19 protein-coding genes are annotated in these 17,208 nt (G+C 71.9%); 13 read left to right on the forward strand and 6 right to left on the reverse strand.

What is annotated here, in order from left to right; genetic code table 11:
* Window positions 1-6: 6 nt before the first annotated feature.
* From KME75_RS18790 to KME75_RS18805, 4 genes are read left to right on the forward strand one after another with little or no spacing between them, the layout of a single operon-like run.
* On the forward strand, window positions 7-993 hold the full coding sequence (locus tag KME75_RS18790; protein WP_219416154.1) for a F0F1 ATP synthase subunit gamma: 987 nt from the start codon (window positions 7-9) through the stop codon (window positions 991-993).
* Window positions 994-2,421, forward strand: a complete 1,428-nt coding sequence (gene atpD, locus KME75_RS18795) for a F0F1 ATP synthase subunit beta (RefSeq protein WP_219416155.1) — start codon at window positions 994-996, stop codon at window positions 2,419-2,421.
* 11 nt (window positions 2,422-2,432) lie between these two features.
* Window positions 2,433-2,807: a F0F1 ATP synthase subunit epsilon gene (locus KME75_RS18800; RefSeq protein ID WP_219416156.1), complete on the forward strand. Its 375-nt coding sequence runs from the start codon at window positions 2,433-2,435 to the stop codon at window positions 2,805-2,807.
* A gap of 11 nt (window positions 2,808-2,818) precedes the next feature.
* Window positions 2,819-3,280, forward strand: a complete 462-nt coding sequence (locus KME75_RS18805; RefSeq protein ID WP_219416157.1) for a DUF2550 domain-containing protein — start codon at window positions 2,819-2,821, stop codon at window positions 3,278-3,280.
* 75 nt (window positions 3,281-3,355) lie between these two features.
* Here the strand turns inward: KME75_RS18805 and KME75_RS18810 are convergent, their stop codons facing one another.
* Both KME75_RS18810 and KME75_RS18815 read right to left on the reverse strand, forming a co-directional pair.
* On the reverse strand, window positions 3,356-3,931 hold the full coding sequence (locus KME75_RS18810; RefSeq protein WP_219416158.1) for a cob(I)yrinic acid a,c-diamide adenosyltransferase: 576 nt from the start codon (window positions 3,929-3,931) through the stop codon (window positions 3,356-3,358).
* A gap of 25 nt (window positions 3,932-3,956) precedes the next feature.
* A complete protein-coding gene (locus tag KME75_RS18815; protein WP_219416159.1) occupies window positions 3,957-4,697 on the reverse strand; it encodes an SDR family NAD(P)-dependent oxidoreductase in 741 nt (246 codons plus the stop codon).
* A 96-nt stretch (window positions 4,698-4,793) separates the two neighbouring features.
* Between KME75_RS18815 and KME75_RS18820 the strand changes: the two genes are divergently transcribed.
* From KME75_RS18820 to KME75_RS18835, 4 genes are all read left to right on the forward strand, one after another.
* A complete protein-coding gene (locus KME75_RS18820) occupies window positions 4,794-5,405 on the forward strand; it encodes a TetR/AcrR family transcriptional regulator (RefSeq protein ID WP_219416161.1) in 612 nt (203 codons plus the stop codon).
* A gap of 31 nt (window positions 5,406-5,436) precedes the next feature.
* A complete protein-coding gene (gene murA, locus KME75_RS18825; RefSeq protein WP_219416163.1) occupies window positions 5,437-6,705 on the forward strand; it encodes a UDP-N-acetylglucosamine 1-carboxyvinyltransferase in 1,269 nt (422 codons plus the stop codon).
* Between the two features lie 158 nt (window positions 6,706-6,863).
* On the forward strand, window positions 6,864-7,565 hold the full coding sequence (locus tag KME75_RS18830) for a DedA family protein (protein ID WP_219416166.1): 702 nt from the start codon (window positions 6,864-6,866) through the stop codon (window positions 7,563-7,565).
* A gap of 85 nt (window positions 7,566-7,650) precedes the next feature.
* On the forward strand, window positions 7,651-8,460 hold the full coding sequence (locus tag KME75_RS18835; RefSeq protein WP_219416167.1) for a DUF1206 domain-containing protein: 810 nt from the start codon (window positions 7,651-7,653) through the stop codon (window positions 8,458-8,460).
* 164 nt (window positions 8,461-8,624) lie between these two features.
* Here the strand turns inward: KME75_RS18835 and KME75_RS18840 are convergent, their stop codons facing one another.
* Window positions 8,625-8,954 carry a hypothetical protein gene (locus KME75_RS18840; protein ID WP_219416168.1) on the reverse strand — a complete coding sequence of 110 codons (330 nt, stop codon included), beginning with the start codon at window positions 8,952-8,954 and terminating at the stop codon, window positions 8,625-8,627.
* 134 nt (window positions 8,955-9,088) lie between these two features.
* On the opposite strand from KME75_RS18840, the gene KME75_RS18845 reads away from it, so the two are divergent.
* Complete coding sequence (locus KME75_RS18845; RefSeq protein WP_219416169.1) at window positions 9,089-11,080, forward strand: ethylmalonyl-CoA mutase; 1,992 nt, start codon at window positions 9,089-9,091, stop codon at window positions 11,078-11,080.
* A gap of 1 nt (window position 11,081) precedes the next feature.
* Here the strand turns inward: KME75_RS18845 and KME75_RS18850 are convergent, their stop codons facing one another.
* A complete protein-coding gene (locus KME75_RS18850) occupies window positions 11,082-12,122 on the reverse strand; it encodes a hypothetical protein (protein WP_219416170.1) in 1,041 nt (346 codons plus the stop codon).
* Window positions 12,123-12,380: 258 nt separating this feature from the next.
* On the opposite strand from KME75_RS18850, the gene ehuB (KME75_RS18855) reads away from it, so the two are divergent.
* The 4 genes from ehuB (KME75_RS18855) to ehuA are packed head-to-tail and all read left to right on the forward strand — an operon-like array spanning window position 12,381 to window position 15,442.
* Window positions 12,381-13,307 (forward strand): ectoine/hydroxyectoine ABC transporter substrate-binding protein EhuB, encoded by a 927-nt coding sequence (gene ehuB, locus KME75_RS18855; RefSeq protein ID WP_219416171.1) that lies wholly within the window; start codon window positions 12,381-12,383, stop codon window positions 13,305-13,307.
* A 2-nt stretch (window positions 13,308-13,309) separates the two neighbouring features.
* On the forward strand, window positions 13,310-14,023 hold the full coding sequence (locus tag KME75_RS18860) for an amino acid ABC transporter permease (RefSeq protein WP_219416172.1): 714 nt from the start codon (window positions 13,310-13,312) through the stop codon (window positions 14,021-14,023).
* The gene (gene ehuD / locus KME75_RS18865; RefSeq protein WP_219416175.1) at window positions 14,023-14,673 is read left to right on the forward strand and encodes an ectoine/hydroxyectoine ABC transporter permease subunit EhuD; all 651 of its coding nucleotides are present in this window, start codon (window positions 14,023-14,025) and stop codon (window positions 14,671-14,673) included. Before KME75_RS18860 ends, ehuD begins: the two co-directional genes overlap by 1 nt.
* A 4-nt stretch (window positions 14,674-14,677) precedes the next feature.
* A complete protein-coding gene (ehuA, locus tag KME75_RS18870) occupies window positions 14,678-15,442 on the forward strand; it encodes an ectoine/hydroxyectoine ABC transporter ATP-binding protein EhuA (protein WP_219416173.1) in 765 nt (254 codons plus the stop codon).
* A gap of 2 nt (window positions 15,443-15,444) precedes the next feature.
* Here ehuA and ehuB (KME75_RS18875) read toward each other — a convergent pair whose 3' ends face one another.
* Together ehuB (KME75_RS18875) and KME75_RS18880 are read right to left on the reverse strand one after the other, a co-directional pair.
* Complete coding sequence (ehuB, locus tag KME75_RS18875; RefSeq protein WP_246632374.1) at window positions 15,445-16,308, reverse strand: ectoine/hydroxyectoine ABC transporter substrate-binding protein EhuB; 864 nt, start codon at window positions 16,306-16,308, stop codon at window positions 15,445-15,447.
* Between the two features lie 38 nt (window positions 16,309-16,346).
* Window positions 16,347-17,045 carry a hypothetical protein gene (locus KME75_RS18880; protein WP_219416174.1) on the reverse strand — a complete coding sequence of 233 codons (699 nt, stop codon included), beginning with the start codon at window positions 17,043-17,045 and terminating at the stop codon, window positions 16,347-16,349.
* Window positions 17,046-17,208 lie beyond the last annotated feature (163 nt).

The raw sequence follows: 17,208 nt of genomic DNA on the forward strand, positions 1-17,208 counted from the left end.
AGAGGGATGGCGGCACAGATTCGCGTGCTGCGGCGGCGGATCAGGTCGACGCAGTCCATCAAGAAGATCACCCGCGCGATGGAGCTCATCGCGACCTCCCGGATCATGAAGGCCCGGGCCAGGGTGGGCGAGTCCCGGCCCTACGCCGAGCAGATCACGGCGGTGCTCACCGAGCTGGCCAACCACTCGGCGCTGGAGCACCCGCTGCTCGTGGAGCGGGAGAACCCGAAGCGCGCCGCGGTGCTGGTGGTCACCAGCGACCGCGGCCAGTGCGGCGGCTACAACCTCAACGTGCTGAAGGAGGCGGAGCAGCTCCAGCAGCTGCTCCGTGAGCAGGGCAAGGAGCCCGTGCTCTACGTCATCGGGCGCAAGGGCGTGAACTACTACCGGTTCCGCCGGCGCAAGGTGCAGCAGTCCTGGACCGGGTTCTCCGAGCAGCCGAGCTACGCCGACGCCGCCGAGGCGGCGCGCACGCTCGTGGCGTCGTTCATGGCGGGCGCCGACGACACCGTCGACGGTGCCGGTGAGGACGGCGTGCAGGGCGTCGACGAGCTGCACCTCGTCTACACCAAGTTCAAGAACATGGTCACCCAGACGCCGCAGGCGCGGCGGATGGCGCCCATGGAGGTCGAGTACGCCGTCGACACCGTCGCGGCGCCGGACGGCGAGATCGAGGAGCGGGGCCGGGAGGCGGCGGCGTCCGCGTCCGAGGTCCGGGCGCTGTACGAGTTCGAGCCCAATGCGGAAGAGCTGTTCGACGCGTTGCTACCCAAGTACGTCGGGGCGCGGCTGTTCGCCGCGCTGCTCGAAGCGGCTGCATCGGAGTCGGCGGCCCGCCAGCGGGCCATGAAGGCCGCCACCGACAACGCCAACGAGCTGATCCGTAACCTGACACTGGAGGCCAACCAGGCCCGTCAGGCCCAGATCACCCAGGAGATCAGTGAGATCGTCGGTGGCGCCGACGCTCTCGTCAGCGCAGGGAGTGAGAGCTAGATGACTGCCGCTACCGATACCCAGACCACGACCGGGCGGGTCGTGCGCGTGACCGGCCCGGTGGTCGACGTCGAGTTCCCGCGCGGTTCCGTCCCGGAGCTGTACACCGCGCTCACCGTCGAGGTGGCCTTCGGCGACCTGGCCAAGACGCTGACGCTGGAGATCGCGCAGCACCTGGGCGACAACCTGGTCCGCGCGATCTCGATGCAGCCCACCGACGGCCTGGTCCGCGGCCAGGAGGTCATCGACCTCGGCCGGCCGATCTCCGTGCCGGTCGGCGACCAGGTCAAGGGGCACGTGTTCAACGCGCTCGGCGACTGCCTCGACAAGCCCGACCTGGAGATCACCGGCGACCTGTGGGGCATCCACCGCCCGGCGCCGAACTTCGACCAGCTCGAGGGTCGCACCGAGATGCTGGAGACCGGCATCAAGGTCATCGACCTGCTCACCCCGTACGTGCAGGGCGGCAAGATCGGCCTGTTCGGCGGCGCGGGCGTCGGCAAGACGGTGCTGATCCAGGAGATGATCACCCGTGTCGCCAAGAACTTCGGTGGCACCTCGGTGTTCGCCGGCGTCGGCGAGCGCACTCGCGAGGGCAACGACCTCATCACGGAGATGACCGAGTCCGGCGTCATCAACGACACCGCGCTCGTGTTCGGCCAGATGGACGAGCCGCCCGGCACGCGTATGCGCGTCGCCCTGTCGGCGCTGACGATGGCGGAGTACTTCCGCGACGAGCAGAACCAGGACGTGCTGCTCTTCATCGACAACATCTTCCGGTTCACCCAGGCCGGCTCCGAGGTGTCCACGCTGCTGGGCCGCATGCCGTCCGCGGTGGGTTACCAGCCGACGCTGGCCGACGAGATGGGCGAGCTGCAGGAGCGGATCACCTCCACCCGCGGCCGCTCGATCACCTCGATGCAGGCGATCTACGTGCCCGCCGACGACTACACCGACCCGGCGCCCGCCACCACGTTCGCCCACCTCGACGCCACCACGGAGCTCTCCCGCCCGATCTCCCAGAAGGGGATCTACCCGGCGGTGGACCCGCTGACGTCGACGTCCCGGATCCTCGACCCGCAGTACATCGGCGACGAGCACTTCCGGGTGGCCAACGAGGTCAAGCGGATCCTGCAGAAGTACAACGACCTGCAGGACATCATCGCCATCCTCGGTATCGACGAGCTCTCCGAGGAGGACCGCCAGCTGGTGGGCCGCGCGCGGCGCATCGAGCGGTTCCTCTCGCAGAACCTGCTGGTCGCCGAGCAGTTCACCGGCCAGCCGGGCTCCACGGTGCCGCTGAAGGAGACCATCGAGGCGTTCGACAAGATCGCCAAGGGCGAGTTCGACGACGTGCCCGAGCAGGCGTTCTTCCTGTGCGGCGGTCTGGACGACCTCGACAAGAACCGCAAGAAGCTCGAGGGCTGATCGTGGCGGAGATGACGGTCGAGCTGGTCGCGGTCGAGCGGCGGATCTGGTCGGGACAGGCCAGCTTCGTCCTCGCCCGCACCACCGTGGGCGAGATCGGGGTGCTGCCCGGTCACGAGGCCACGCTCGCGCAGCTCGAGGAAGCCGGCGTCGTGCGCGTCGACGGCACCGACGGCACCTCCACCACGCTGGCGGTGCACGGTGGGTTCCTGTCGATCACGCCCGACACCGTCACGGTGCTGGCCGAGTTCGCCGAGCTCGCCGACGAGATCGACGTGTCGCGCGCCCGCTCCGCGCGCGACCGGGCCGACACGTCCGAGCCCGAGGGACGTGCGGCCGCTGCGCGCGCCAACGCGCGCCTGAGAGCAGCCGGCGCGGCGGAGTAACTGGGGCCGCGGTGGAGGCAACGGCGGTCGTCGTCAGCATCCTGCTGCTTGCCGCCTGTCTCTGCCTCGGCTATCTCGCCTTCCGGCGTGTACGACTCATGCGGGGCGGCGGCGTGGACGTGTGTCTGCGCCGCCGCCCCGCTGCCGGTTCCCGGGTTCAGTCCCGGGACGCCGCCGCGGGCTGGCACTTCGGCGTCGCCCGGTACCGGGGCAACGAGCTGGCGTGGTTCCGCCTGACGTCGCTGCGGCCCGGACCCAGCGTCGTGGTGGATCGGATGGATCTGGAGATCGTCGACCGGCGCACCCCGGACGGGGCCGAGGCGTACGTGATCCCGCCCGCGGCGTCGGTGCTGCGGTGCCGGGTGCAGGGCGTGGAGCTGGAGCTGGCGATGGGCCCCGGTGTGCTCACCGGCTTCCAGTCGTGGCTGGAGTCGGCACCTCCCGGCCGCACGGGCTACCGCCAGGCCTCCTGACGCGGCGCGCCCGCGGGAAGTCGCAGCAAGGTGGCTTTGCTGCGGTGTTGTCGCAGTAGAGCCACCTTGCTGCAATCAGCGCCGGGGGCCGCCGGGGCGCCAGAGCACGTCGCCGTCCGGGTTCGCCACCCGGCCGAGGATGAACAGCAGATCCGAGAGGCGGTTGAGGTACTTCGCCGTCAGCGGGTTGGTGCGTTCGGCGTCGGTCTCCAGCAGTGCCCAGACCGACCGCTCGGCCCGCCGGGCGACGGTCCGGGCCACGTGCAGGTAGGCCCCGCCGGGCGTGCCGCCGGGCAGGATGAACGAGTCGAGCTTCGGCAGGCCCTCGTTGAACTCGTCGCACCAGCCCTCGAGCCGCGTCACGTACTCCTCGGTCACCCGCAGCGGCGGGTACTCCGGATTCTCGACGATGGGCGCGCAGAGGTCCGCGCCCACGTCGAACAGGTCGTTCTGCACGTGCCGCAGCGGGACGAGCACCTCCTCGGCCAGGCCGCCCACCGTGACCGCCACGCCGATCGCCGCGTTGCACTCGTCGGTGTCGGCGTAGGCCGCGAGCCGGACGTCGGTCTTGCGGACGCGGCTGAAGTCGCCGAGCGCGGTGGTGCCGTCGTCGCCGGTCTTGGTGTAGATCCTGGTCAGGTGCACGGCCATGGCGTCAGCCTAGGCCGCCGGCCGGTCAGGCGTTCGCGCCCGAGTCGACCAGGAGGGATGCGCCGGTGATGGTGCGCCCACCGTCGCCCGCGAGGTGGGCCACGGTCGCGGCGACGTCGTCGGCGGTCTGGAACCGGCCCAGCGCGGTCAGGGCCCGCTGCTCATCGGCGCCGGCGCCGTCGGCCGGGTTCATGTCGGTGTCGGTGGAGCCGGGCTGCACGACGTTGACGGTGATGCCGCGCGGCCCGAGCTTGCGGGCGAGCGCGCGGGTGAAGCCGGTCAGCGCGGACTTCGTCATCGCGTAGAGCGCGACCCCGGGATGGGCCACCCGTTCGGCCAGGTTGCTGCCGATGCTGATGATCCGGCCGCCCGCCCCGAGGTGCCGCGAGGCCGCCTGGGCCGCGACGAACACCGACCGGACGTGGATGGCAAGCGTGCGGTCCAGCTCAGCGGCGTCGACCTGCTCGAAGGGGCCGAACGGGAAGACCCCGGCATTGTTGACCAGGACGTCGAGCCGCCCCAGCCGGGCTGCGGCGGTGTCGACGGCCCCCGCGACGGCGGTGGGGTCGGCGCTGTCGGCCCGCAGGGCGAGCCCGCGCCCGCCGGCCTCCTCGATGCCCCTGACGACCTTCGCCGCCTCGTCGTCGGCCGTCCGGTAGGTGATGGCGACGTCGGCGCCCTCCCGTGCCAGCCGCAGGGCGGGGGCCGCCCCGATCCCGCGGCTCCCGCCGGTCACCAGCGCCACGCGCCCGGTCAGATCACTCATCGTGCTCCCTTTCTGTAGCGATCGCTACAGAGAATGGTCGGGACGCCGCCCGGCGTCAAGAGGTATGTTTAGGGAGCGCTACAGAAAGGGTCCGGCATGGCCGAACGTGGACGTCCTCGTGGCTTCGACCGCGACGTGGCGCTGCGTCGTGCGATGGAGAGGTTCTGGGAGCACGGCTACGAGGGCACGTCGATCGGTGACCTGACCGCTGCCATGGGCATCCGCCCGCCCAGCCTCTACGCCGCCTTCGGGAGCAAGGAGGCGCTGTTCCGGGAGGCCGTCGCGCTCTACGAGGACATCGAGGGCGCACCGGCCCTGGCGGCGCTGCACGGGGCGCCGACCGCCCGTGCGGGCGTCGAGGCGATGTTCCGCACCCACGTCGTCGCGTACACGGAGCCGGACAAACCGGCCGGCTGCATGATCGTCCTGGCCGCCACCACCTACACCCCGAGCACCGCGGGGATCCGGGACTTCCTCGCCGAGCAGCGGCGGGCCTCGACCGCGGCCGTCCGGGACCGGCTCGCCCGCGGCCAGGCCGAGGGAGACGTGCCCCCCGGCGCCGACATCGCCGCGTTGGCCGCCTACCTCAGCTCCGTGCACTTCGGGCTGTCGCTCCAGGCGCGGGACGGGGCAGGCCGCGCGGAGCTGTCCGCCGTGGTGGACTGCGCGATGGCCGCGTGGGACGGGCTGACGCAGCCGCCGAAGTAGCTGTACGGGCAACCGGATAACGTCGGCGCCCGTGGCAGAGCATTTCGCGGTCCGGGGCGGCGCCCGGCTGATGGGCGCCGTCGACGTGGTCGGTGCGAAGAACAGCGTGCTGAAGCTGATGGCGGCGGCGCTGCTGGCCGAGGGCACGACCACGATCACCAACTGTCCCGAGATCCTCGACGTCCCGCTGATGGCCGACGTGCTGCGCAGCCTCGGCTGCACGGTCGAGGTCGACCACGACACCGTCACCATCGACGTCCCGGCCGAGCCGGGCGCGCAGGCCGACTACCGCTCGGTCTCCCGGTTGCGTGCGTCCGTGTGCGTGCTGGGGCCGCTGGTGGCGCGGTGCCGGCGCGCGGTCGTCCCGCTGCCCGGCGGGGACGCCATCGGCTCGCGTCCGCTCGACATGCACCAGGCGGGTCTGCGCAAGCTGGGGGCCACCACGGAGATCGAGCACGGGCGGGTCGTCGCGCAGGCCGACGAGCTGCGCGGTGCCCAGATCTGGCTCGACTTCCCGAGCGTCGGCGCCACGGAGAACATCCTCATGGCCGCCGTGCTCGCCGACGGCACCACCGTGATCGACAACGCGGCGCGCGAACCGGAGATCGTCGACCTCTGCACGATGTTGCAGCAGATGGGCGCCAAGATCGACGGCGTCGGCAGTTCGACCCTCACGGTGCACGGAGTCAGCGGTCTGCAGCCCACCCGGCACCGCGTGATCGGAGACCGGATCGTCGGCGCCACGTGGGCGTTCGCGGCGGCGATGACCCGCGGCCAGGTCACCGTGCGCGGCGTCGACCCGCACCACCTGGACCTCGTGCTCGACAAGCTGCGCACCGCAGGGGCCGACATCGCCATCGGCACCGACGAGTTCACCGTGACGATGGAGGGCCGACCGTGCGCCGTCGACTTCGTGACGCTGCCCTACCCCGGTTTCGCCACCGACCTGCAGCCGATGGCGATCGCGCTCTCCGCGGTGGCCGAAGGCACGTCGATGATCACCGAGAACGTCTTCGAGGCGCGGTTCCGGTTCGTCGAGGAGATGATGCGGCTGGGTGCGGACGCGCGCACCGACGGGCACCACGCCGTGGTCCGCGGCGTCGAGCAGCTCTCCAGCGCCCCGGTCTGGGCCAGCGACATCCGCGCCGGGGCCGGGCTGGTGCTCGCCGGGTTGTGCGCCGACGGGGAGACCGAGGTCTGGGACGTCGAGCACATCGACCGCGGCTACCCGCGCTTCGTCGAGAACCTGTGCGCCCTCGGCGCGGACATCGAGCGCGTGAGCACGGAGCCGCAGCGTTGAGGTGCCCCGCGGATTGCAGCAAAGCCACTTTGCCGCAGCGACGTTGCAGGAAGGTGGCTTTGCTGCAACGGGGCGGCGGGAGGCACGGGGGATAGCCCCACCACGGCCGGCCGGATGGCCGGATGGGCACGCGCGGTGCCCGCGGCCAGGGTGGAAGCATGATCTCCGACGGGCTGGCCTCGTTCTTCGCGTTCCTCGACGCGGTGCCCGCCGGGCAGCTCTACGCCGCGGTCGGGGTGATGCTCGTCCTGGAGACGACCGTGCTGGTCGGGCTCGTGACGCCGGGCGAGGTGGTGCTGCTGGCGGCGGCCACGACCGTCGGCAGCGCGGGCGAGTACGCGGCGCTCGCCGGCGTCGCCGCTGGGGCGAGCCTGGTGGGGCAGACCGGCGGATACCTGCTCGGGAGGCGGTTCGGCAGCCGGATCCGGCACAGCCGGGCGGGCCGGAAGATCGGTGAGCCGAACTGGGTGCGGGCCGAGGCGCTGTTGAGCGGTGGCACGGGCCGGGCGATCGTCGGCTCTCGGTTCCTCGCGGTGGTGCACTCGCTGGTGCCGGTGCTGGCGGGGACGCTGCGCATGCCGATGGGCCGGTTCGCGCGCTGCACCGCGCTGGGGGCGGTCGTGTGGGGCCTGGTCTACGTGGGGCTGGGCAGCGCCGCGTCGGTGGCGGTACGGCATGCCGCGCACCTCGTCGGGCCGACGGTCACGGGCTTCGTCGTCGTGGCGGTGGCGGGGGTGCTGCTGCTGCGGGCGGTGCGGAAGCGGCGGAGGGCAGCCGCCGAGCCGGAGGTGGTGCGCCCGTCGGAAGTGGCAGAAAAGCCACGTTCCTGCCACCCAGCGACAGGAACGTGGCTTTCCTGACGGTGGGCTTGGGCCGGTCGGAGCAGCAGCGGCTGCGGATCTCGATCCGGCGTGCGACGCTCCCGGCACCCTGAGGGAGGCCCCGATGTCGCGTTCCGCCGAGCAGTCCGCCCGCCAGGCCGCGCGGAGCCGGCCGGTCCAGATCGGTGCCCGCGTCGGGATCCTTGCCTACGGGGTCACGCACCTGCTGATCGCCGGGCTGGCCCTGCAGATCGCGTTCGGCGACCGCGGCGAGCAGGCGGACCAGAGCGGGGCGTTCCAGGCGCTGGCGCAGCAGCCCTTCGGACAGGTGCTGCTGTGGGTGCTGGTGGTGGGCTTCGTCGCCGTCGCGCTGTGGCGGCTGGAGCAGGCGATCTGGGGCTACGCCTACGAGTCGGACGGCGCCAGGAAGGCCCGCAGGCGCGCGGTCAGCGGCGGCAAGGCCGTCATCTTCGTGGTGCTCGCCGTGCTCGCGGCGCGGACGGCCATGGGCGGGGGCGGTGGCGGCGGACAGCAGGGCGCCACCGCCGGGGTGCTCGGCCTGCCCGGCGGGCAGTTCATCGTGGGTGCGGTCGGGGTGGCGATCGTCGTCGCGGGTGTGATCAAGGCGATCGAGGGCGTGCAGCAGAAGTTCCGCCGGGACATGGACCTGCCGTCCGACCGAACCGCCCGCGAGGCGGCTGTGCGCACGGGACAGGTCGGGTTCATCGCGAAGGGGGCGGCGATCGCGCTGATCGGCGTGCTGGTCGTGGTGGCCGCGATCCGGTTCCGGCCCGAGGAGGCGGCCGGCCTCGACGTGGCCCTCAAGACCCTCGCCGGGCAGCCGTTCGGGCCGTACCTGCTGATCGCGGTCGCGCTCGGGCTCGCCGCCTACGGCGTCTTCTGCCTCTTCGACGCCCGGTACCACCGCCTGTAGCGACGCACGCAGACCCCGACTCGCGCGCACTTACTGCCCGACTCGCGGAAAGATCCGGCCTGTCCTCCGCGAGTCGGGGTGTTCGGGTGCGCGAGTCGGGCGGTTCCGGTGCGCGCCGAGGCCCCGACTCGCGCGCTCCCACCCCCCGACACGCGGGTGGCGGGTCAGTCCACACCGTCGGCGTGCAGGACGAGGCGGGCGGTGGCGAGGTCGTGGCGGAACACCAGCACCGGGTGGCCGCCCTCCGCCGCACCGACAGTGGCGCGCACGCCGGCCGCCGCGAGCCGCGCGCGTATGTCCTGCGCAGCGACCCCGGCCGGCGTCCGGCAGACCTCCTCGAGGAGCCCGTCGCCGGTCGGGTCGTCCGGGTCGGGCAGGTGCGGGGCCGGCAGGTTGCGGCCCGTGCCGAACGTCCAGCGCAGCGCGAGCAGCAGCCCGCCCATCGCGAGGAGGGCGCCGAGGAGTGCGAGGAGTCCGGTGACCGGGTCGGCCATGCCCCCATTCTCGCCGCACCGCCCACCGGCGGGGCGACCTGAATCGATCCGAAGTGTGACCTGCGCTCCGTTCGCTCCGAAGGGGGTGGCTACGCGCCAGTAGGATCGATCGACCCACGATGCGGAGGTGTCCGGTGCCGTACCCGACCGACCGTGAGCGAGACCGTCCCTGGGTGATCCGGACCTATGCCGGGCACTCGTCCGCGGAGAAGTCGAACGCTCTGTACCGGCGCAACCTGGCCAAGGGGCAGACCGGGCTCTCCGTCGCGTTCGACCTTCCCACGCAGACCGGCTACGACCCCGACGACGAGCTCGCCAAGGGAGAGGTGGGCAAGGTCGGCGTGCCGGTGAGCCACATCGGGGACATGCGGGCGCTGTTCGACGGCATCCCGATGGCCGAGGCCAACACCTCGATGACGATCAACGCGCCCGCCATGTGGCTGCTGGCGCTCTATGTCGCGGTGGCCGACGAGCACGAGGCGCCGCGCGCCACCCTCGCCGGCACCACGCAGAACGACATCGTCAAGGAGTACCTCTCGCGCGGGACGTACGTCTTCCCGCCCGCGCCGAGCATGCGGCTCATCACCGACATGGTCGCGTGGTCGGTCACGAACGTCCCCAAGTGGAACCCGATCAACATCTGCAGCTATCACCTGCAGGAGGCGGGCGCCACGCCGGAACAGGAGCTGGCCTACGCGCTGTCCACGGCGATCGCGGTGCTCGACTCGGTGCGCGACTCCGGCCAGGTGTCCGCCGAGCGCTTCGGCGACGTCGTCGGCCGGATCTCCTTCTTCGTCAACGCCGGGCTGCGGTTCGTCGAGGAGATGTGCAAGATGCGCGCCCTCGGGCAGCTCTGGGACGAGATCACCCGGGAGCGCTACGGGGTGGCGGACCCCAAGCAGCGGCGCCTGCGCTACGGCGTGCAGGTCAACTCGCTGGGGCTCACCGAGGCGCAGCCGGAGAACAACGTGCAGCGCATCGTCCTGGAGATGCTGGCCGTCACGCTCTCGAAGGACGCCCGCGCCCGGGCCATCCAGCTGCCGGCCTGGAACGAGGCGCTCGGCCTGCCCCGGCCGTGGGACCAGCAGTGGGCGCTGCGGATGCAGCAGGTGCTCGCCTACGAGACCGACCTGCTCGAGTACGAGGACCTGTTCGACGGCAGCCGCGTCGTCGAGGCCAAGGTCGCGGAGCTCGTCGCGGGCGCCCGTGCCGAGATCGACCGCGTGCAGGAGATGGGCGGAGCGGTCGCGGCCGTCGAGTCCGGCTACATGAAGGGGCAGCTGGTGTCGTCGCTGGCCGAGCGGCGGCGGCGGATCGAGTCGGGCGAGGAGGTGGTGGTTGGGGTCAACCGCTTCGAGACCACCGAGCCGAGCCCGCTGCAGGCCGAGGGAGCGGCATCCATCGAGACGGTCGACCTGGCCACCGAGGCCGCCGCGATCGAGGCCGTGCGGGCGTGGCGCGTCGCGCGCGACGCCGGCGCGGTCGAGGCGGCGCTCACCCGCCTGCGCGATGCGGCCAAGACCGACGAGAACCTGATGGAGGCGTCGATCGCCTGCGCGAAGGCGGGCGTCACCACCGGGGAGTGGGCCGGTGCGCTGCGCGAGGTCTTCGGCGAGTTCCGGGCGCCGACGGGCGTCTCGGCGGCCGTCTCCGGCAGCGTGGCGGGTGAGATCGCCGCGCTCCGGGAGCGCGTGCAGGCGGCGGGCGAGAAGCTCGGGTCACGGCTGCGGATGCTGGTGGGCAAGCCCGGGCTCGACGGGCACTCCAACGGCGCCGAGCAGGTGGCGGTGCGCGCCCGCGACGTCGGGTTCGAGGTGATCTACCAGGGCATCCGGCTCACCCCGGCGCAGATCGTGGCGGCCGCGGTGCAGGAGGGCGTCCACGTCGTCGGGCTGTCGGTGCTGTCCGGGTCGCACCTGGAGGTCGTGCCCGCGGTCGTGGACGGGCTGCGCGCGGCGGGCGCCGACGACGTCCCGGTCGTGGTGGGCGGCATCATCCCGCCCGAGGACGCCGCCGTGTTGCGCGAGCGCGGGGTCGCCGCGGTCTTCACCCCGAAGGACTACCAGCTCACGGCGATGATGGACGAGGTCGTCGGCCTGGTGCTGGCCGCGCACGCGGACACCTGAGTCACTGGCCGTTCTCCTCCGCGTCCTCCCGCTCCCCGCGGCGGCGGAAGAAGCCGAACCCCGGGATGCCCTGGATCGCCTGCCGGACCTCCTTGAGCTGCTCCAGCAGCTCGTGGACGTCCGGTCCGACGCGGTCGAGGGTGGCGAGGATCGGCATGATGTCCTTCTGCATGCGGTCGGACAGCACGGGGAGCTGGTCGATGAGGTGGATGGCGGCCTGCACCTCCTCCTCGGACAGCTCGGTGACGAACCGTTCGGCCAGCGGCGCGGCCTGCCGCGCGATGGGCTGGTAGAGGGCGAGCAGCTCGGCGGCGTCCCCTGCGGCGCCCGCGGCCTGCTCCACGACGGTGCCGGCGCGGTCGGCCACGCTGGTGGCCTTCTCGAGCACACCGCCCGCGCTGTCGGCGACGCCGCCCGCCGTGGCGACGATGGTGCGGGCGTCCGCGGCGACGACGCCCGCACCCGTCACCACCACGGACGCCTCGTCGGCGACCTTCCCCGCCTTCGTGACGAGCACCGCCGCGCCCTCGGCCACTCCGTCGGCGCGGGCGACGAGTCCGGCGGCGTCCACGGCCACCGTGTCGGCGCGCGCCACCAGACCGGCCGCGCCGTCGGCGACCACGTCGACGCGGGCCATGATCCCGGCGGCCCCGTCGGCCACGGTGCCCGCCCGGGTGATGAGGGCGGTGGCGCCGTCGGCCACGGTGCGGACCTCGGCCAGCAGCGGATCGATCTTGCGGACCAACGCGTCGGCGTCGAGCAGGACCTCGTCCACCCTCGCCACGGCGGTGCGCACGCCGACGAGCACCTGGTCGATCGAGTCGACGATGACGTCGGCGCGGTCGACGAGCGTCTCGGCCCGCCCGGCGACGGCGGTGATCCGGCCGACGATGGCATCGGCGTCGTCGAGCAGCCCGGCGACGCGCTGGGGGAGCCCGGACACGACCTCGACGGCATCGTCGGTCCAGCCCATCACCGCTCGTGCACCGGCGACGAACTCGGATGGTCCGATCCACACGGGCAGCCCGCCGATCCGCAACATGCCCCAGATCCTGACGCATCCCCGCCCCGACTGCGCGCCCGGACCGTCTGCCGGGCCGGTGGGGCCGACAGGAAAACGACAACGAGTACCCGGTTGCCGAGGTCCTCATGGCGGCCCAACGGGTGAAACTCACGACCGATTCGATTGCGCATTGCGGTCACGTAACGAGTCGCCGGCGGCGTACCCATTTCCTGATCCGTCCGAACGGGTTCACCTACGTTCGATTGCCGGACGACCCGCTCGATCGGAAGGACAGCCATGAGGCAGCAACCTTGGAGTCGGCGCGACTTCCTCCGCAGGACCGCAGCGGCCGGAGCGGTGGCGCTCGGTGGCGCGACGGTGCTGGGGGCCTGCCAGCAGGTGCCGCAGGCGGGGGGTGGTGGCGGCGAGGGTGGAGCAGCGGGAACCCTGGAGCGCGCCCGGCAGGCCGGCACGATCAACATCGGCATCGCCGGCGAACAACCCTACGGCTTCACCACGCCGGACGGCACGGTCACCGGAGAGGCTCCTGAGGTGGCCCGCGCCGTCATGGAGGCACTCGGTATCCCCGAGATCAACGCCCAGCAGGTCGAGTTCAGCGCGCTCATCCCGTCGCTCAACGCCAACCGCTACGACATGGTGTGCGCGGGCATGAACATCACCCCGGAGCGGTGCGGGCAGGCGGCGTTCTCCATCCCCGACTACTCCGCGCTCACCGCGTTCCTCGTGCCGCCGGGCAACCCGGAGCAGGTGGCGACCTTCGAGGACGTGGCGACCAAGAACCTGCAGCTCGCCGTGCTCGGTGCCGCCGTCGAGCAGGACTACGCCGAGGCCGCCGGGGTGCAGACCGGAAACATCCAGGTGTTCGAGACGCAGAACGCGCTGCTGCAGGCCGTCACCGACGGCCGCGTCTACTGCGCCGCGCTCACCGACATCTCGCTCAACTGGCTCGTCAACGAGCTCAACCCGGACGCCGCAGCCGAGGTCACCGACGGCTTCCGGCCCGTGGTCAACGGCGAGGAGATCGTCTCGGCCGGTGGGTTCGTGTTCCGGCAGGCCGACAACGACCTGCGCGAGGCGTTCAACACCGAGTTGGCCGCGCTGCACGAGAGCGGCCGCTGGGTGGAGATCGCGTCGCCGTTCGGCTTCTCCGAGGACAACCTGCCCGCCGAGGGCCTGACCACCGAGCAGCTCTGCTCGGCCTGACCGTGTTCGAGGACATCGGCACCTTCCTGCGGGTGCTGGCCCCGGGGATACCCATCACGGTGTTCGCCACGCTCGGCGGCATCGCGCTGACGATCGTGCTGGCATTCGCCGCCGGGCTAGCGCTGCTCTCGCCGTCGCGCACCGTGCGGGTGATCAGCAGGATCTACGTGGAGGGGCTGCGCGGCACGTCCGAGGTCGTGCAGCTGTTCTGGATCTTCTTCGCGCTGCCGCTGCTCGTCGGCTTCCAGATCGTGCCGATCTGGGCCGGCATCGTCGTGCTCGGGCTCAACCACGGCGCCTACGGCGCGGAGATCGTGCGGGGCGCCGTGCAGTCGGTGCCGAAGGCGCAGTACGAGGGTGCGATCGCACTCAGCCTCACCCCGGCCCAGCGGATGCGGCGCGTGATCCTGCCGCAGGCCGTGGTCGAGATGATCCCGCCGTTCAACACACTGTTCATCCAGCTGCTCAAGAGCACGGCGCTGCTGTCGTTCGTGGCCATCGACGAGATCACGAACCTCGCGAACCAGCGGCTCATCCCGAACTTCGGGCCGCAGTCGTGGCTCGTGTGGATCGTCGTGCTGGTGATCTACTTGCTGCTGGCGCTGGTGATCACCGTGGTGATGCGGCTGTTGGAGGCGGCGGCCGCCGCACGTGTCGGCCGCACCCCGTCGGCACGGGCCCGCAAGCTGGCGGCGACCACGGTGGGTGGTGCGTGATGGGGTGGGACTGGGCCTTCGCGTTCGAGGTCTTCCCGGTGCTCCTGCAGGGTCTGGTGCTCACCCTGCAGCTGACCGTGCTCGGGTCGTTGGTGGCGTTCAGCCTCGGGCTCGTGTTCGCCGTGCTGCTGCGCGGCCCGCGTCCCGTCGCGATCGTGGTGCGGGGGCTCATCGAGTTCGTCCGCAGCACACCGCTGCTGGTGCAGGTGTTCTTCCTGTTCTTCGTGCTGCCGGACATCGGGATCGTGATCCCGCCGATGGTCACCGGCGTGATCGCGCTCGGCCTGCACTACGCCACGTACACCGCCGACGTCTACCGGGCGGGCGTCGACGCCGTGCCACCAGGACAGTGGGAGGCCGCCACCGCGCTGAGCCTGCCGCGGGCGCGGGTCTGGACCGGCGTCGTGCTGCCGCAGGCGATCCCGCGGGTACTCCCGGCGCTGGGCAACTACGTGATCTCGATGTTCAAGGAGACGCCGATCCTCATCGCGATCACGCTCCTGGACATCGTCGGCTGGGCACGCGAGGCCGGCGGGCGGACGTTCAGCTACGACGAGCCCTACACGATCGCCGGGTTGCTGTTCCTGGCGTTGAGCTACCCGGCGTCCCTGCTGGTCCGGAGATTGGAGCGCCGTGTCGGCACCATCTGAGCCCATGATCGTCTTCGACGGCGTGGAGAAGCGGTTCGGCGACAACGTCGTGCTCTCCGACCTCGATTTCACCGTCGCTCCGGGCGAGCACGTCACCCTGATCGGCCCGTCCGGGTCGGGCAAGACCACGATCCTGCGGCTGCTCATGACCCTGGAGAAGGTCAACGCCGGCACGATCAGCGTGGGCGGGCGCTACCTGTCGCACATGGAGAAGGGCGGGAAGCTCCTTCCCGCCGACGAGAAGCACAGCCGCGAGGTGCGCAAGCGCATCGGGATGGTGTTCCAGCAGTTCAACCTGTTCCCGAACATGACCGTGCGCGGCAACCTCATCGAGGCCCCCACCCGGGTGCTCGGCCTGTCCAAGGACGAGGCGAACGCGCGCGCGAAGGAGCTGCTCGACCTCGTCGGGCTCGGGGAGAAGATCGACGAGCACCCGTCGCGGCTGTCCGGTGGGCAGCAGCAGCGGGTGGCGATCGCGCGGGCGCTGGCAATGCAGCCTGACGTGCTGCTGCTCGACGAGGTGACGTCGGCGCTGGACCCGGAGTTGGTGGCGGGCGTGCTCGCGCTGCTGCACGACATCGGTGAGACCACCGACATCACGATCCTGTGCGTCACCCACGAGATGCACTTCGCGCAGGACTTCTCGCACCGAGTGATGATGTTCGACGGCGGCAAGGTCATCGAGGATGCGCCGCCGGACAAGCTCTTCACCTCGCCCGACCACCCGCGTACCCAGGAGTTCCTGAAGGCGGTGCTGAACCGGGGCTGATCTCAGCCGGGGTTGCAGAGCTCGGCGGTCGTGAGCCCGGGCGGCGGCAGGTTGGAGGGCGTGAAACCGAACGGCTCGGTGATCCGCAGCCATTCGCCGGAGCGGTGGAGCGCCGCCAGCTCCTCGTCGAAGGCATTCAGGAGCTCGGTGTCGCCGCTGCGCACCGCGAACGCACCGGCGGGCACCGGGACCCGGCCGCCGAGCGAGGGCTGGAAGGGCTCGGTGACCTCCAGCCCGACGCCCGGGTTCCGGCTCAGCACGTCCCTGAGCGAGATCGCCGTCAACGCACCGGCCGTCGCGTCACCGTCGGCGACGACGCGCAGGAGCAGCCGCTGGTCGTCGACGGTGACCAACTGCTCCTCCGGCACGCCTGCCGCCTGCGCGTACTCCTGCTCGATCGAGCCGTCGAGCACGGCGAGCCGCGAGTCGGACCGGGCCACGTCCTCGAACGTCTCGATCTCGCGGGGGTTCCCCTCGCGCACCAGGAACGCGGGCGGCGCCAGGAAGTCGGGCCGGCTGAACGCGACCTCTGTGCAGCGGCGCGGCGTCACCGTCATGCCCGCGGTGATCATGTCGGACTGGCCGCTCTGCAGGCCCGGGATCAGCCTGTCGAAGGGGACCTGCACGGCGGCCAGCCCGCCCACCCCGAGCCGGGCGAGCACGGCGCGCGCCATCTCGGGCTGCGCGCCCGTCACGCCGCCGTCGAAGTCGACGTAGCCGTAGGGCCGCTCGCCCGACAGCCCGACACGCAGCACCCCGGCATTGCGGGCGCGTTCCAGGGTGGTGTCGCCCTCGGCGCTGCACGCCACCGCGGCCGCCAGCGGGACCGTGCCCGCCATCGTCAGTAGCCGCCTGCGGGAGAGCATCGCCGACCACCCTAGAGCGTGGCGGCCCCGTGGGCGGCCTACGGGCTCTCGTGCAGCGCGTCCCGGTCGGCGTGCCTGCCCCGGCGGGAGCCCGTGTATGCCCAGCGGCGCACCCCGCTCAGCGGCCGGACCGGGCGCAGTCGCGGGTGGGCGTTCAGGACGGGGTCGAACGAGACCCGGACGTCGGTGCGCACCGGCCCGAGGACGAGCCGCCCCGCCGTCCGCGGCGGTCCGGTGACGGGTCGCTCGGTGAGGGCGAACGCGACCGTGCCGCCGTCGACGGCCGTGCGAACGGCGTCCGGATCGGTCCCGCGGACGCGCACGGGCTCCTCGGGATCGAGGGTGAGGAGCATCGCCCGCCCGTCGACCCGGTAGTGCAGGAACGTGCTGTACGGGTGGCTGGTCCAGCCGCGCGACGGCGCGAGCAGCAGGTGCGTGACGCGGCCACGTCCGACGCTCGTGAAGAGCAGGTCGAGCACGCGGTCCCCGTCGAGGGGCACGCGGGCGGCGATCCCGAGCAGATCGGGCAGGTTGCCCGGCGTGCCCGCGCCCTTCGACATCCGCACGACCGCGGGCCGTTCGGCGGGGCCGCCCAGGGCCCGGGCGGTCGCCGACCCCGGGTCGGTCAGCAGCAGGCGACCGTCGACGACGACACCTCGCGGGTGGAACGCGCGGGCGTGGCGCAGCCTCGCGAGCGCCTCGAACGCGGTCGTGATCAGCTGCTGGGGGGCGCGCACGACATCGCGTACCCCGAGCGCCGATCGCGCGAACGGCACTTATCTGTGGCGGGAGCCCCGGTCAAGCACCAGTTCGTGATTGTTTGTTGTTCCTCGTCGTGTGGTGTGCCTGGCGGCGCCCCGGAGCCGGCGTCAAGGTGGAGCGCCCGTGGACGAACGACCT

The sequence above is a fragment of the Pseudonocardia nigra genome, assembly GCF_019396355.1.
Taxonomy (GTDB): domain Bacteria; phylum Actinomycetota; class Actinomycetes; order Mycobacteriales; family Pseudonocardiaceae; genus Pseudonocardia; species Pseudonocardia nigra.

Bases quoted from the DNA above. Each gene is read 5' to 3' on its own strand.
- KME75_RS18800 (WP_219416156.1), top strand. From the start codon at position 2,433: ATGACGGTCGAGCTGGTCGCGGTCGAGCGGCGGATCTGGTCGGGACAG.
- ehuD (WP_219416175.1), top strand. From the start codon at position 14,023: ATGGGGTGGGACTGGGCCTTCGCGTTCGAGGTCTTCCCGGTGCTCCTG.
- KME75_RS18840 (WP_219416168.1), bottom strand. From the start codon at position 8,954: ATGGCCGACCCGGTCACCGGACTCCTCGCACTCCTCGGCGCCCTCCTC.
- ehuB (WP_219416171.1), top strand. From the start codon at position 12,381: ATGAGGCAGCAACCTTGGAGTCGGCGCGACTTCCTCCGCAGGACCGCA.
- KME75_RS18810 (WP_219416158.1), bottom strand. From the start codon at position 3,931: ATGGCCGTGCACCTGACCAGGATCTACACCAAGACCGGCGACGACGGC.
- KME75_RS18830 (WP_219416166.1), top strand. From the start codon at position 6,864: ATGATCTCCGACGGGCTGGCCTCGTTCTTCGCGTTCCTCGACGCGGTG.
- KME75_RS18835 (WP_219416167.1), top strand. From the start codon at position 7,651: ATGTCGCGTTCCGCCGAGCAGTCCGCCCGCCAGGCCGCGCGGAGCCGG.
- ehuA (WP_219416173.1), top strand. From the start codon at position 14,678: ATGATCGTCTTCGACGGCGTGGAGAAGCGGTTCGGCGACAACGTCGTG.
- atpD (WP_219416155.1), top strand. From the start codon at position 994: ATGACTGCCGCTACCGATACCCAGACCACGACCGGGCGGGTCGTGCGC.
- KME75_RS18850 (WP_219416170.1), bottom strand. From the start codon at position 12,122: ATGTTGCGGATCGGCGGGCTGCCCGTGTGGATCGGACCATCCGAGTTC.
- KME75_RS18820 (WP_219416161.1), top strand. From the start codon at position 4,794: ATGGCCGAACGTGGACGTCCTCGTGGCTTCGACCGCGACGTGGCGCTG.
- KME75_RS18790 (WP_219416154.1), top strand. From the start codon at position 7: ATGGCGGCACAGATTCGCGTGCTGCGGCGGCGGATCAGGTCGACGCAG.
- ehuB (WP_246632374.1), bottom strand. From the start codon at position 16,308: ATGCTCTCCCGCAGGCGGCTACTGACGATGGCGGGCACGGTCCCGCTG.
- KME75_RS18815 (WP_219416159.1), bottom strand. From the start codon at position 4,697: ATGAGTGATCTGACCGGGCGCGTGGCGCTGGTGACCGGCGGGAGCCGC.